Source organism: Prevotella sp. khp1 (assembly GCF_900102205.1).
GTDB lineage: Bacteria > Bacteroidota > Bacteroidia > Bacteroidales > Bacteroidaceae > Prevotella > Prevotella ruminicola.
This window is the reverse complement of the sequence record NZ_FNJZ01000002.1, coordinates 1-14139: the sequence shown is the minus strand read 5'-3', so window position 1 is coordinate 14139 and position 14139 is coordinate 1. Positions and strand designations below refer to the sequence as shown.

Genomic DNA, 14139 nt, shown 5'->3' with positions numbered 1-14139 from the left:
TTAATTAGTAATATGTACAATTTAATTAGGTCTTTTTTAGTTTTAACTTTATTATTTGTAACCTTTACAGCTGCGGCGCAGCCCGACCCCGAGGACAGAAAGCTTACTATCCGCGGACAGGTGCGCGATGCCGAGCTGAAGGAACCGATGGTACAGGCTACCATCCAGTTGTTTGCCGCCTCCGACAGCACTTTTGTAGGCGGCACCGTTAGTAACGAGCGAGGTAATTTTTATCTTACCGCCCCATCCAGTGGCACCTATCGCATTAAAATCTCGTCGGTAGGCTACCAGACCATCGAACGCGAGATAACGCTGCGTCGTAACGCTAATCAGGATTTGGGCAACCTGCTCATGGAGACCGAGAGTATCATGCTGCAGGAGGCTGTTATCACCGGTCGTGCCGCACAAGTCATCGTTAAAAAGGATACCATCCTGTATAACCCTGAGGCCTACCGTACTCCCGAGGGCTCGCCTATCGAGGAGCTCATCAAGCGTATTCCTGGTGCCGAGGTAGATGAGGATGGCAACATCACCATCAACGGTAAGCAGGTTAAGAAGATTCTGCTGGATGGTAAGGAGTTTATGCTGGGCGATGTCGAGACGGCACTCAAGAATATCCCCGTGAGCATCATCCAGAACATGAAGTTCTACGATCAGCAGAGCGATGAGTCGCGTATCACTGGTATCGAGGATGGCGAGAAGGAAACCGTGCTCGACTTCTCTATTAAGAAAGGTATGAACCGCGGCTACATGACCAACCTCGACCTGGGTGGCGGCACCAAGCATCGCTATGCCTCGCGTGGTATGGGTAGCAGCTTTACCGATAAAACACGCTTTGTGCTGTTGGGTAACTTTAATAATAAGGAGGAGAATGCCGGCTGGTGGAACCGTCGTGGCTTGAACTCGCGCAAGATGTTAGGCACCAACTTCAACTTTGATGATAACGATAAGCTCAAGATTGATGCCAGCGTGCGTTGGAACCACCGTGGTGGCGACAACCAGACCGAGAATGCCAAGGAGGATTTTTACAGCGAAGGCAGCACCTTCTCTAACACCCTTACGGCCAACTATACCCGTAGCGATAACTGGTGGGGTAACCTGCGCTTTGAGTGGAAGCCCGACAGTCTTACTAACATCCTGGTACGTGCCAACGGTAGCTATGGCACCAGCGATGGCACTACCCAGTCGATGGCTGCCACCTACGATGCCGACCCTTATCTGTATGCCACCGACCCGCTCAACCAGCTCTCGGTGCTCAAGCCCTATGCCATTAACCAGAACTTGAATGCCAACCTGACGTATGGCGAGAACAAGAATGCCTGGGCCATGCTGCAGCTGTATCGCCGCTTAAACCCTCGCGGTCGTAACATCATTCTGCGTGTTGAGGGTAGTGCCGGCAACAGCGAGAACCAGAGCGTATCCGATAACGAGGTGCTGCTGTTCCGCAAGCAGGATCAGTATGGTAACGATTCTACCTACTATACCGCCCGTTACAGCACCACGCCTGCCGATAACTGGGGCTATGTGCTGCGTACATCCTACAGCGAGCCCCTGTGGAAAGGTGCCCACCTGCAGCTCAGCTACGAGTTGCGCTATAACCAGAATAAGAGCGACCGTCTGACTTACGACTTCAGTCACATGTCTACGAACATCTTCGAGGGCATCACCCCCGAGTACCGCACCTGGGATCCCTGGCTGCACAGTGTGTACGATAAACTCGACGATTACCTGGAGCGCGACCTGAGCCGCTATTCCGAGTATAAGAACTATACCCACAACGTGCGCCTGAACCTGCGCCACCGTGTCGAGAAGTACGATTACAACATCGGTTTCCTGGTTCAGCCCCAGCACTCTAACTTTATCCAGAACTACCGTGGTGTGTATGTAGATACCGTGCGTAATGTAACCAACCTTACGCCTACATTCGATTTCCACTATAAGTTCAGCGATCAGAGCAACCTGTGGCTGCACTACCGTGGCGATACCCGTCAGCCTGAGATGACCCAGCTGCTCGATATCACCGACGACTCTAATCCGCTTTACGTCACCATGGGTAACCCTGGTCTGAAGCCTCAGTTCACCAGTTCGCTCAATGGTTATTACAACAACTATATTGTGCGTTACAAGCGTAGTATCGTGGTTTATGCCAACTACCGCCACATCCGCAACTCCATCTCAAACCTGGTGCGTTACAACCCCGAAACAGGTGGTAGCATCACCCGTCCCGAGAATATCAACGGCAACTGGAACGTTAATGCCGGCTTTACCTTTAATACGGCGCTCGACAGCACTGCACATTGGAATGTAGGTACCGATACCCGTGTGCGCTATAACAATCTGGTAAGCTATGTGGCACAGGATAAGGCCGATGCCGCCAAGAACACCACCCGTACCACTAACCTGAACGAGCGCATCACCATGGGCTACCGTAACGATTGGGTCGAGGTGTCGCTCGATGGCCAGCTCAACTACCAGCACACCCGCAACGAGCTGCAGCCCACAGCCAACCTCGATACCTGGCAGTTTAACTACGGTGGACAGTTCCTGGTGCGCCTGCCGCTCGACTTCGAGTTGAGCATGAACCTGCACGAGCGCAGTCGTCGTGGCTATAACGATGCCTCGATGAACACCAACGAGCTGATATGGAATGGTCAGGTATCCAAGCCGTTCCTCAAGAATAAGTCGCTCATCGTGGCCCTTAACTTCTACGATCTGTTGGGGCAGCAGAGCAATTACGAGCGATGGGTAAACGCCACTGGTCGTAGCGATACCCGCTTCAACAGCGTTAACTCTTACGCCATGCTGCATGTGCGTTACCGCCTGAATATGTTCGGTGGCAAGATCGACACCGAGGGCCGTTACGACAAGAAGTGGGGCGGCCGCGACAACCGTGGTCGTGGTGGATGGCGCCGATAAACACTAAAAAGAACTGCAATTTTTTTCCAAATTGCAGTTTTTTTTATCAATGTGCGAATAAATTTTGGCTAATTCAGTGTTTTTTGTTTCCTTTGCACCCATGAATACGATACTCACGATAACAGGTAGCGACGGTACAGGTGGTTCTGGTGTTCAGGCCGACATCCAGCTCATCAGTGCGTTAGGCGGTGCTGCAGCATCGGCTATCACGTCGATTACCGTGCAGAACACCCTGGGTATCCAGGAGTTCCACGATCTGCCTGCCTCAGTGGTTCGTCAACAGGTCGAGGCTATCATCAACGACCTCCAGCCGCAAGTCATCAAGATTGGTCTGGTGCGCCGTATCGATGTGGTCGAGATGCTGGCCGATGTGCTCAAGCGCTATCAGCCCAAGCACATTATCTATGCCCCCGTGCTCACATCTACCAAGGGCGAACAACTGGTTCTGCCCCGTGTTTACGAGGCCATCCAGCGCCTGCTCATACCGCTGTGTACCGTGGTTCTGGCGCCATCCGATCTGCCTGGCGGTCCCCGTCGCCATGGTCTTGCCAACCAGTTGGGATCGGCATTGGCCTATTATCTCAGTCTCGACGAGAAGGTGAGCGATGCTATGCTGCATGCGCAAACCTATCTCAAGCAGCTGCCTGCCGTTTATGCCGATGGTAACACCCGTAGCGAGGAGCTTTACAATCAGTTCCTGGATGCTGTTGAGCATTACTACAACCGCTATGCCGATGTGGCTTTCTATGCCGAACAGCTCAATGTTAGTGCGCGCTATCTGGCACAGGTAACCCGTCAGATTGCCGGTCGTTCGCCCAAGGCCATCATCGACGAGCGTATCACTGCCGAGATTGCCAAACTTATCACCACAACCAACAAGCCACTCAAGGACGTAGCCCTGTGTCTGGGCTTCTCGTCGCAGGCCCACCTGTCGCGTTTCTTCAAAAAGCGCAAAGGTGTTTCGCCCACCGAATTTCAACATAAACAATAAATACAAAATGACAAACGAAAGACAAGCGTTAAACCGCCAGTTAGCTCAGATGCTGAAGGGTGGTGTTATCATGGACGTGACTACTCCCGAGCAGGCCAAGATAGCCGAAGAGGCTGGTGCCTGCGCTGTAATGGCCCTCGAACGTATTCCTGCCGACATCCGTGCAGCAGGAGGTGTTAGCCGTATGAGCGACCCTAAGATGATTCGTGGCATTCAGGAGGCTGTAACTATTCCCGTGATGGCCAAGTGCCGTATCGGTCATATTGCCGAGGCTCAGATCCTGCAGGCCATCGAGATTGATTATATCGACGAGAGCGAGGTGCTCAGCCCAGCCGATAACATCTATCATATCGATAAGACCAAGTTCGATGTGCCCTTTGTGTGTGGTGCCAAGAACCTTGGCGAGGCCCTGCGCCGTATTGCCGAGGGGGCTACCATGATTCGTACCAAGGGCGAACCAGGTACCGGCGATGTAGTACAGGCTGTGAGTCACATGCGCCTGATGCAGAGCGAGATCCGCCGATTGGTATCTATGAGCGAGGATGAGCTTTACGAGGCAGCCAAGCAGTTGCAGGCCCCTTACGAGCTGGTACGCTACGTACACGATAATGGCAAGCTGCCTGTGGTTAACTTTGCTGCTGGTGGTGTGGCTACCCCTGCCGATGCTGCGCTCATGATGCAACTTGGTGCCGAGGGTGTGTTTGTAGGTAGCGGTATCTTTAAGAGTGGCAACCCCCGCAAGCGTGCTGCCGCCATCGTACAGGCCGTAACCAACTATCAGGATGCCAAGCTGCTGGCCCAGCTCTCCGAGGATCTTGGCGAGGCTATGGTAGGTATCAACGAGCAGGAAATCCAGCTCTTAATGGCCGAGAGAGGTAAGTGAATAGTGAAGAGTGAATAGTGAAATGAAAGCAGCAGTGTTGGCCCTGCAAGGGGCATTTATCGAGCACGAGCAGATACTGCAGCGCTTAGGCGTTGAAACGGTGGAAATCCGCCAGTTAAGGGATTGGACCGAGTTTATCTCAGAGGTTAGGGGTAGGCTCCTCATCCTGCCTGGTGGCGAAAGCACCGTGCAGATGCGCCTGCTGAAAGAGTTGGGGCTTTTCGAACCCATCCGCCAGGCCATTGCCGATGGCATGCCTGTGCTAGGCACCTGTGCAGGCATGATTCTGCTCTCACAGGGTTATCTGGGCACTATGGACATCCGTGTGCGTCGCAACGCCTACGGGCGCCAGTTGGGCAGTTTCCATACCACAGGCACTGTACAGGGTATAGGTACCGATGTGCCCATGACCTTTATCCGTGCACCGTATATCGAAGAGGTGCTATCGGCCGATTGTCAGCCGATAGCACAGGTCGACGGCCATATCGTCGCCGCTCGTCAGGGTAACCAGATTGCCACGGCATTCCACCCCGAACTCGACGACGATACCCGTCTGCACCAATTGCTTATTTCGTTACAATAATAACTACTCCGTTCTTTAGGCCGCCACTCTCACATGTCAGGGTGGCGGTTGTTTTTTGTGTGGTGCTCTGCACCAGCACCTGTGCCAGACCGTTAAAGGCTGGCACGCTGAATGTCTTACAGTTCAGTTCCTTGGGATGGTCGATGCCTGCATACATCGGGTCGCCGTTGCCCACACCTAATATGCGGGCATCACCCTCTAATCGCAGGCTCAACATCGGACAGGCATCAGGCACTACGCGCCCTTTCTTGTCCTGCACCTCGATGGTCACCACTGCCAGGTCCTGTCCGTCGGCCGTAATCGTCTGTCGGTCGGCCTTCAGCACTGTCTTATAGGCAGGCTTGGTGGTCTCTATGGTCTGTGTCAGTGTGCGCTTGCCGTTCTTGTAGCCTATGGCCACCACCTTACCTGGCTGGTAGTTGACTTTCCACTTCAGGTGCCCGTTCTTTGGCATCGTCTGTCGTCCCAGTTTCTTCCCGTTCACAATAAGTTCCACCTCGTCGCAGTTGCTGTAGGCCCAAAGCTCTATCTCCTCGCCCTCGTGGCCCTGCAGGTTCCAGTGTGGCAGCAGGTGCAGCGTAGGCTCATCCGTCCACCATGCTTTCAGGTAGTAAGCTTCGTCTTTCCAGAATCCGCAGTAGTCCAGGATACCGAATTCCGAGTCGTGCGCAGGATAGGACAGGGGATTGGGCTCGCCGCGATAGTCAAAGCCCGTCCAGTAGAACAGCCCTGCAGCCCATGGGCGCTCGTCGTAGAACTTCCAGCCGCGCTCAATGATGTTCTCGTAGTTCTGCTCCATGGTGCGGTTCATACTCACCATGCGCCCCTTGCAGTCGGGATCATTAAAATAGATGCCGCGTGTGCCGCAGCCCGTTGTCTCTTCGGTGCCCACAATCTTCCAGTTGGGGTTGGCCTTCTTACGGTTATCCACATCGTTCTGGATGATGTAGTTAAAGCCCTTTACATCCAGTCCCTTTATCAGCTCGGTACCGCCAGCATTAGCCACCGTACTGGGACGTGTAGGGTCGTAAAGCCTGGTGTATTCGCGCATGGCTTCGGCCAGTCGTGTGCCCTGTATGTTGTTTTCCAAGCCCCATTCCTCGTTGCCGTCGCTCCACAGGATAATGCTGGGGTGATTACGGTCGCGCTTAATCATCCGCTCCAGCAGTCGCAGATGCTCGTCGTTGATGCCCATCAGTCGGTTCTCGTCGATGACTAAGATGCCCTCGCGGTCGCAGATGTCCAGCAGTGCTGGCGTCATGGGGTTGTGCGATGCGCGATAGGCATTGCAGCCAAAGGCCTTCAGCTGCTTAATTCGCCATGCCTGCAATGCATCGGGAATGGCAGCGCCCACACCCGCATGGTCCTGATGCAGGTTCACGCCCTTCAGCTTCAGGGGCTGGCCGTTCAGCAAAAAACCACGGTCGGCTGTAAACTGTATATCACGCAAACCTGTCGTTGTTTCGTACACATCCGTTACTTTACCATCTACCTTTACCGTCGTCTCCACCTTATACAGATAGGGGTCGGTGGTGCTCCACAGGTGCGGATTAGAAATCTTTATCCGATGATCGGTTGTTCGCGTTTCTTTGGCGAGTATAGGGTACGTGAATCCGCTGACGTGTGCCACCTCTCTGCCTTCGGCATCCAGCATTCGCTGCTCAACCTCATATAGCTGGGTTTTCAAGCTGCTGTTGGTCACCTCTGTCTTTACATGTACCACAGCCTCGTTGTAAGGCTGCTGCAGTTCGGCGTACACAAACGTACCGAAAGGTGCCACGCTTACCTGTGCTGCTTTCTCCAGCCACACGTCGCGATAGATGCCGGCGCCCTCGTAAAACCACCCCTCCTCCAGGGTGGCATCGGCGCGCACGCATATCAGGTTGTCGTCGCCGTATTTGATATAGGGTGTGATGTCGTAGGTCTGTGTGGCGTAACCGCTGGGTTCGGTGCCCATATAAAAGCCGTTGAACCATACACGGGCATTGCGGAAGATGCCGTCGAAGCGCAAATAGTACTTATACGGCAATTCGTTTTCATTTTCTAATTTTTCAATTTTTACATTTTTCCTGTACCATCCCACGCTGGTTTCAGGGTATTTGTAGCCCACCGTCTTATAGCCGTGCGAGTGACTGGCTTCGGCCGCATAGGGCAGTGTGGTCACCCAGTCGTGCGGCAACTGCACCTCGTGCCAACGGTTGTCCTCCACAAATTTCTGCGCGTACGGTCCCTCGTTGTGTATCGAGTTGGCCTTTGTCAGATAGTTAAAATACTCCGTGCCGCAACCGAAGTCCTTTTGAGGGTCGGCAGCGTTTCCCAGTGCAAATCGCCATCCCTTGTCAAGTCGGATGGTTTCGCGTACGCTCTGTGCATTCAAGTTGGCAGTTAGCAGGCAGCCTATCGCTGCTACAATCATCGTTTTAAGTTTCATTGTTTGCTGTTTATAGTTATTTTTTTGCAAAGATAGTGCAAATCGCGCGAAATACAAAATTATTTTTCGCAAAGTCGTTCTATAATACTAACAATCAGCAAAATAGTACAAACGATCATCGGTTATAATCTTATGCCGATGGCGGTGTTGATAAACCAGTCGTTCAGATAGCCATGCGTGCTTTGGTGGCGATAGCGTATGTTGTTAAACTGTCCGTAGGCACTGATAAAGTAGCGTCCGAAGTTGTAGGTGACCGACATGCGTGTGTCGAATCCCAGACTGATACCGCTGTTGATGGTTTTGTCGCCCATGGGTGTGATGTGCACATTGCTATAGAACCACTCGTCCCATTCCTCGTTGCTGATGTCGTCGCCCCAGAATCTTTCGTCGGTCATCAGTTCGGGCACGTTGGTGGCGTAGGCAAACACCTTCAGTTTGTTCACGAAGGTCACCATGGGCATCAGCATCACGTTAACCAGCAGTCCGCGTGCTGGCACCCAGTTGTAGGCATATCCCACGCCAGCGCTGCCCTGCCACAGTTTCACCTTGCCCAGTCCGTGCATCAGATACACCAGGTCGCCATTCAAGTCGGTGGCATAGTCGATATGCGTATAGTTGTACATCAGTCCGGCCATGAGCGATCCAGCCGACCGTTTCTGTATCACCGACTGGTCGTAGGCTGCTGCATACGAGAATTTCTTGCCGTTGAACATGTAGTAGCCATCTGCAATCACGGTTCGCACGTGTATGGGGTCTATCAGCTGTACGTCGTCCCAGGTTTCCTGTTCTTCCTCGCTCAGCAGTTCGCTGTTCAGGTTGATGCTGGGGTTGCTGTTGTCGAACGAGTGTATGCGCACGTTCACGCCGTAGGCGCCTCCTGTGGCACCAAACACCAGGTTGCTACCTTTATCGCCGCCCACGTTCACGGTGTAGCCGATGCCATAGCCTCGGTAGCCAGCCCAGAAACCGACGTACTGTGAGGGCTGCGTTTTAAGATAGGGTCGGGCACTGTAGTCCACGCCTAATATGTTTCCATCGGCGTTCATGCTCACAATCGTCTGGTTCACGTTGCCTTTGGCAATGAGTTGCCATGGTTTTTCTGGTGCATCGATATAGTTTCGGTCGAGGCCTCTCACCGACATCGAGTCGATCATCGTGCCCACCTTCTTCATGAAAGTAGTCAAGCCCCCTTGTGCCGTCGCCGTCCCGCAACAGCCGATACCTATCGCTATAAGGATGTGTTTCACTGTCATTGTATATTAATAATTAGATTGTTTGCTTGCAAATATACGAATAAGTATTTAAAGTTCCAAATATTTTGGGTACTTTTGCATTCCGGTATGACCGAAGTAGCTAACACAACAACTAATTATCTAAGCCCAGGATCAATTTGTTGGGCTGCTTTCCTGGCTATGGGCGCTCGTTTGGAAAACTCACCCAATACATCTTTGGCCAACGTCTAATCTATTAATCATTTGGTGTTTAACTCTAAATTAATGATGATTATAGATTATGAAGAAATTAAATATTTCTGCCGACACACCGCTGTCGGCGCTTTTTCATGATGGATGTCATGATCAGCTAAAGAATGATATCAAGTACTTGTGTGACTTTCTGATTGATTGTCAATCGGATGTTGATGTGCTTAAGGTGAGTAGTTTTGATTTTGATTTCAGCTCCCCCAAGTTTCGTCCATGCAAGGTGTATCAGAAACTGGCTAACATGGTTAACCGTCATCTGCTGATTGTATCGTTCAGAGAGTTGAGCCGCTATATGGCTGAACACTCTAATCTGCATGCCAGTGCCGAATCGATATATCGTTCGATATATAAGTATATGTAAGCATTGTTGCTAATGATCTCTGATGGGAAGAAACTTGTCCTAATATAGGACTGGTTTCTTCCTTTTGCTATTGGAATAGCCTGAAAAAAGCATTATCTTTGCAGGTGGTTATAGGAACCAATATAATTCACTTAAAACTGTAAAAGTATGAATCAACAACCACTGGCAAACAGATTATTACGGTTGGGCGTCACCTTCAGGGGTGGCGCCCTTCTTAGGGTTTCTTTTTTCTTGAATTATTATCAATTAAATAACTTAACGAGATTATGAAAACTATTTTTGATGCAACCATGCGTCTATCAGAACACTTTACGCTCGGCGAGATGTGCTACTCGGCAACAGCCGAAGCTAAAAAGATTCCTAACATTCCACTGAAGCAGCACATCACGGCGATGCAGAACCTTTGCGAGCGCTGTCTGGAGCCCGTGCGCTGCCAGTTGGGACTGCCCATTAAGGTGAACAGCGGTTACCGCTGCCAGCTGCTGAATCAGATGGTGGGCGGTGTGTCCACCTCGCAGCACCTGAAGGGTGAGGCTGCCGACATCACCATCCCCCGTAAGCACCGTCCGTTCGGGCATCCTACGGATGAGCAGACGGCACGGCTTATACTGAAGTATGCCGAGCAGTTTGCCGACTTTGATCAGCTCATCCTGGAGCACAGCGCCACCACGTGGTGGATACACATCAGCTGCCGAATTGACTTCCGTAAAAACCGCAAACAGGTTTTGAAATCGTAATGTTTTAGCAACGGATAACAGGACTTTAGGATTTAATATCGCGATAATCAACCCTGTTAGTCCTGTAGTCCGTTGCAAAAAAAAGAATAAAATGATTGCAAGTATAAAGTTGGAACTCTGGTATCTGAAGACGCCAGAGATGAATAAACTGGCAGAAAGAGAGGGCGCCCTTGTTGCCAAAGGTGCCTTGCTTACGCTATTTGAGTGCCTGCGACTAAGTCATAATGCCGTGGGCCACCGTAGTATGCTCAAGAATATAGCACTGGTAAACCATTGTGATGCCGATTGGTTGTGGCGTGTTGTGACCGAATCGGGACTATTTGAATATAATGCCGATGAAACTTTTACCAGTCCTTATCTCTCGGATACGCTTGGCTTAGGGCATAACAGCCGCTCTTCGCGTGCACGCACGCGTTATAAAGCGCGTTATAATGATGATAATAATGATAACAATCATAATGAGAATAAAGAAAAAACGCCGCCTGCCTGCGTGTGTCGTAACGACACGCAGCATGAGGCTCTCGACTCCCCTCAGCCCCCTCAGTATCTGGGTTACGATAAGGTAGTTGACGGCTGCCGATATGGTTATCGTGGAGAGCCGATACCTGATGATGCACCCGAACAAACCAGTCAGGACACCCGATGGTCGTGGCGGCTGGGGCGATGGATACCCAGGGCGCAGTGGCACGAGAAACAGGAAAAGAAACAGTATGAACTAACAACCAAACAACAATGGCAAACGATAAATGGACAATAGTTGACCTGAAGGCGGTAAAAGACACCCGCACCTATGGCAATTACATGCGCTTTAGCTGTCCCGTGTGTGGGCATAAGGATGGGCATAAAGGTCGTCGCGATGCGTGTATCAATCTCAAAACGGGCTTCGGTCATTGCTTCTCGGGGTCGTGCGATGCCATATTCATCACTCAGGATAAGCACAACGAGCTGGAGAAGGCACGCCGTGAGAATCGTGAGGAGTGGCGCCGGCTGAATGCGCGCAAACGAGTGTATTACCATCAGGTAGATACGTCGAAAATCTGTATGGGCGATTATCCGATGGCCGTCATGAGCTATCTGAAAGCGCGCTGCATATCGGCCGAAACGGCCCACAATGCCCACGTGGGATATTGCACACGAAAGAGTAAGGAGAAGGCTACCGAGGGGCAGGAAGTGCTGTTTCTGGCTTTCCAGTTTATCGAGGAGGGCGAGGTTAAGAACTGCCAGTACAAGAGTCTGAACAAGGAGTTCCAGTTTGAGGCCGACTGCAAGGTGCTGCCCTGGAACATTACGGCTGCTCTGGGTGCCGACACCCTGATAGTTACCGAGGGTATGATGGATGCGCTGGCACTGATGGAGTGCGGTTACCAGAATGTGATATCGGTACCCAATGGTGCAGGCACTAACCTCAGTGTGTTCGACGAGTATCTCGACTTTGAGATGAAGGGCGTAGAAACCATCCTGTTTGCGGGCGACATGGACAAGGCGGGCATCAAACTGCGCGAAGAGTTTGTGCGTAAGTTCGGTCAGTATCAGGTAAAGATAGTAGAGTGGATATACGATGGCCAAACGCTGAAGGATGCCAACGATATGCTGATACAGCATGGCAAGGAGGCGGTAACGTGGTGCATAGAGCATGCCAACGATGTGCCGATGGATGGTATTGCATGCCTGTCGGATTGCGAGGCACAGCTGGACGATTTCTATCAGAACGGATTGCCCCAGGGCAAAACCATCAACATCTACGGTCTGGATCATCTGATGCACTTTGAGCTGGGCCGTTTCATTCCTTTTACCGGACTGCCAGGCAGTGGAAAATCTACGTTTGTGGATAACATCGTAGTGCGCCTGTGTTGTCAGTACGACTGGCGGGCGGCGGTGTTCTCGCCCGAAAAATGGCCGATGGCACGCCACTATAGCGAGTACATATCGCTGATAACGGGTAAGAGTGCCTTCGAGTCGACGCTGCGTAAACCCAGTTACGAGCGGGCCAAACGCTATCTCGAGGACCGCATCATCCACATCGAGAGCGGCAATCGCAACACCATCTGGAATATCCTTCGGCGTGCCCGCTATCTGGTCAGGAACAAAGGCGTAAAGCAGGTGGTTATCGATCCCTTTAACTATATTCTGCTCGAGGGGCATAAGGGCGAAATCGAATCGACGATTATTTCGCAGGTAGTGCAGCAGTGTGTGAATTTTGCTCACGACGAGCATGTGCTGGTAATGCTGGTGGCGCACCCCAAAAAGCTCTCGAACGATGGTGTACAGAAAAAGCTTACACTGGCCGATATCTATGGTTCGATGGCATTCTACAATCAGGCCGACATCGGTGTGGTGCTGTATAGCGATGAGATAACCTGGACCGACCGAAACCGCAGTATGCACTCGATGCGTGCCACGTGGGTGGATGTGCAGAAGATGCGTTGGAAGGAGCTGGGCCAGCTAGGTAAGCGCCCCATTGTGCTGTGTACCAAGAACAACCGTTTTTACGGTTGTACCGAGGTGTCGCACGATCCCTTAATGTATAAACCGCTGGAGTTTGATGAGTTCGACTGGCTTTCGGCCGATGGCGAACAAACCGAAATCCCCTGGCACAATGGCGATCCCTTTTAATGTTTAATGTTTAATGGAAATAACTTGTACGCGTTGCGGGCAAACACTGCCGCGCAGCAAATTAGAACGCATGAAGACGGGCACCTACCGCCGGGTGTGCAACCACTGCAAGTGGCTCTACTACGTAAAGCCCAGTCGTGATCGCCGCATCCTTCGCGACCTTGAGGCCCGCCACCACCATCCCAACGAAAAGTAGCTTTTCGCCCTCCGAAAAGTAACTTTTCACCCATCAAAAAGTAGCTTTTCGATGCATGAAAAGCTACTTTTTATTTTTGCCACTGCAAGGGCTGATTCTTAGGGAATCAGCCTTTTTTTTGAAATAAAGTTAAAATAGTAATATTTTGTACAGAAAACAAAGAAAATATTTGTTTTGTGTACGAAATATAACTATATTTGCACCGTTCAAGCACTAATTGTATATAGATGACACCGTTTGAGAACATAGGCAATATCCCCTTTGATGTTAATGTGCTAAGTGCGTTTTTCCCGAACCATAAGCATATTAACGAAAAAGCGCGCGCGCTCGAAAAGAATGGTCAGATTATACGCTTAAAGAAGGGTATGTACGTGGCCAGCAAGATGGAAACCGGTAAGGAACTGTCGAAGGAACTGATAGCCAATCACATTTACGGGCCATCGTATGTGGGTTGCGAATATGCCTTGCGCTATTATGGTTTGATACCTGAACGTGTGTATCAGGTAACATCAGTTACCACCAAGCACTCCAGAGATTTTGAGAACGCTGTAGGCCGTTTCAGTTATCAGAACTGCTCGCCAGAATATTTCGCTGTTGGCGTTAGAATAGAGCAGGCCGATGGTGTTAGTTTCTTGATAGCTACCCCCGAGAAGGCTCTTTGCGATGTGATTAACTTTAGCAAGTGTCTGAATCTACGTTTCATGAAGGATGTAGAGAGTTATCTTGAGGAAGACATTCGTTTTGACACTGACGCACTTGAGAACTTTGATATCGAACTTCTTGAACGATGTGCATTAGCAAGCCGCAAGCAATCGAGTATAAACACGTTAATAAAGTATATAAAGCATGTCAGACATCTTTGAACAAATGATAGCGCAGCACACTATCACAGGCGATAACGATAGGAAGAATGCACTCTACGAGGTAATGCAGCAGGTGGTGCTGAG

General features: G+C 51.0%; 12 protein-coding genes. 10 read left to right on the top strand and 2 right to left on the bottom strand.

Annotated elements, in window-relative coordinates:
* The first annotated feature begins 12 nt into the window (after window positions 1-12).
* The 4 genes from BLR73_RS06170 to pdxT all read left to right on the top strand — a co-directional run bounded on the left by BLR73_RS06170 (window position 13) and on the right by pdxT (window position 5373).
* A complete protein-coding gene (locus BLR73_RS06170; protein WP_091860210.1) occupies window positions 13-2916 on the top strand; it encodes a TonB-dependent receptor in 2904 nt (967 codons plus the stop codon).
* Window positions 2917-3016: 100 nt separating this feature from the next.
* Entirely contained in the window at window positions 3017-3907 is an 891-nt protein-coding gene (locus BLR73_RS06165; RefSeq protein WP_091860207.1) for a bifunctional hydroxymethylpyrimidine kinase/phosphomethylpyrimidine kinase, read from the top strand.
* 7 nt (window positions 3908-3914) lie between these two features.
* Window positions 3915-4790 carry a pyridoxal 5'-phosphate synthase lyase subunit PdxS gene (gene pdxS, locus BLR73_RS06160; protein WP_073045808.1) on the top strand — a complete coding sequence of 292 codons (876 nt, stop codon included), beginning with the start codon at window positions 3915-3917 and terminating at the stop codon, window positions 4788-4790.
* A 22-nt stretch (window positions 4791-4812) separates the two neighbouring features.
* Window positions 4813-5373 (top strand): pyridoxal 5'-phosphate synthase glutaminase subunit PdxT, encoded by a 561-nt coding sequence (gene pdxT / locus BLR73_RS06155; RefSeq protein WP_091860204.1) that lies wholly within the window; start codon window positions 4813-4815, stop codon window positions 5371-5373.
* Here the strand turns inward: pdxT and galA are convergent.
* Window positions 5357-7804, bottom strand: a complete 2448-nt coding sequence (gene galA / locus BLR73_RS06150) for a beta-galactosidase GalA (protein WP_176763636.1) — start codon at window positions 7802-7804, stop codon at window positions 5357-5359. The genes pdxT and galA overlap by 17 nt on opposite strands.
* Before the next feature lie 122 nt (window positions 7805-7926).
* Window positions 7927-9057: a DUF4421 family protein gene (locus BLR73_RS06145; protein WP_091860201.1), complete on the bottom strand. Its 1131-nt coding sequence runs from the start codon at window positions 9055-9057 to the stop codon at window positions 7927-7929.
* A gap of 259 nt (window positions 9058-9316) precedes the next feature.
* Here BLR73_RS06145 and BLR73_RS06140 point away from each other — a divergent pair, with 259 nt between their 5' ends.
* The 6 genes from BLR73_RS06140 (at window position 9317) to BLR73_RS06120 (ending at window position 14055) form a co-directional block, all read left to right on the top strand.
* A complete protein-coding gene (locus tag BLR73_RS06140) occupies window positions 9317-9646 on the top strand; it encodes a hypothetical protein (RefSeq protein WP_091860198.1) in 330 nt (109 codons plus the stop codon).
* Window positions 9647-9912: 266 nt separating this feature from the next.
* On the top strand, window positions 9913-10383 hold the full coding sequence (locus BLR73_RS06135) for a D-Ala-D-Ala carboxypeptidase family metallohydrolase (RefSeq protein ID WP_233456477.1): 471 nt from the start codon (window positions 9913-9915) through the stop codon (window positions 10381-10383).
* A gap of 91 nt (window positions 10384-10474) precedes the next feature.
* Window positions 10475-11140 carry a hypothetical protein gene (locus BLR73_RS06130; RefSeq protein ID WP_091860192.1) on the top strand — a complete coding sequence of 222 codons (666 nt, stop codon included), beginning with the start codon at window positions 10475-10477 and terminating at the stop codon, window positions 11138-11140.
* Window positions 11116-12996 carry a bifunctional DNA primase/helicase gene (locus BLR73_RS06125; protein ID WP_091860189.1) on the top strand — a complete coding sequence of 627 codons (1881 nt, stop codon included), beginning with the start codon at window positions 11116-11118 and terminating at the stop codon, window positions 12994-12996. The genes BLR73_RS06130 and BLR73_RS06125 overlap by 25 nt, the downstream gene beginning before the upstream one ends.
* A gap of 13 nt (window positions 12997-13009) precedes the next feature.
* Window positions 13010-13192 (top strand): hypothetical protein, encoded by a 183-nt coding sequence (locus BLR73_RS14145; protein WP_143010891.1) that lies wholly within the window; start codon window positions 13010-13012, stop codon window positions 13190-13192.
* A gap of 227 nt (window positions 13193-13419) precedes the next feature.
* Window positions 13420-14055, top strand: coding sequence for a type IV toxin-antitoxin system AbiEi family antitoxin domain-containing protein (locus BLR73_RS06120; protein ID WP_091860186.1), 636 nt, complete (start codon window positions 13420-13422; stop codon window positions 14053-14055).
* Window positions 14056-14139 lie beyond the last annotated feature (84 nt).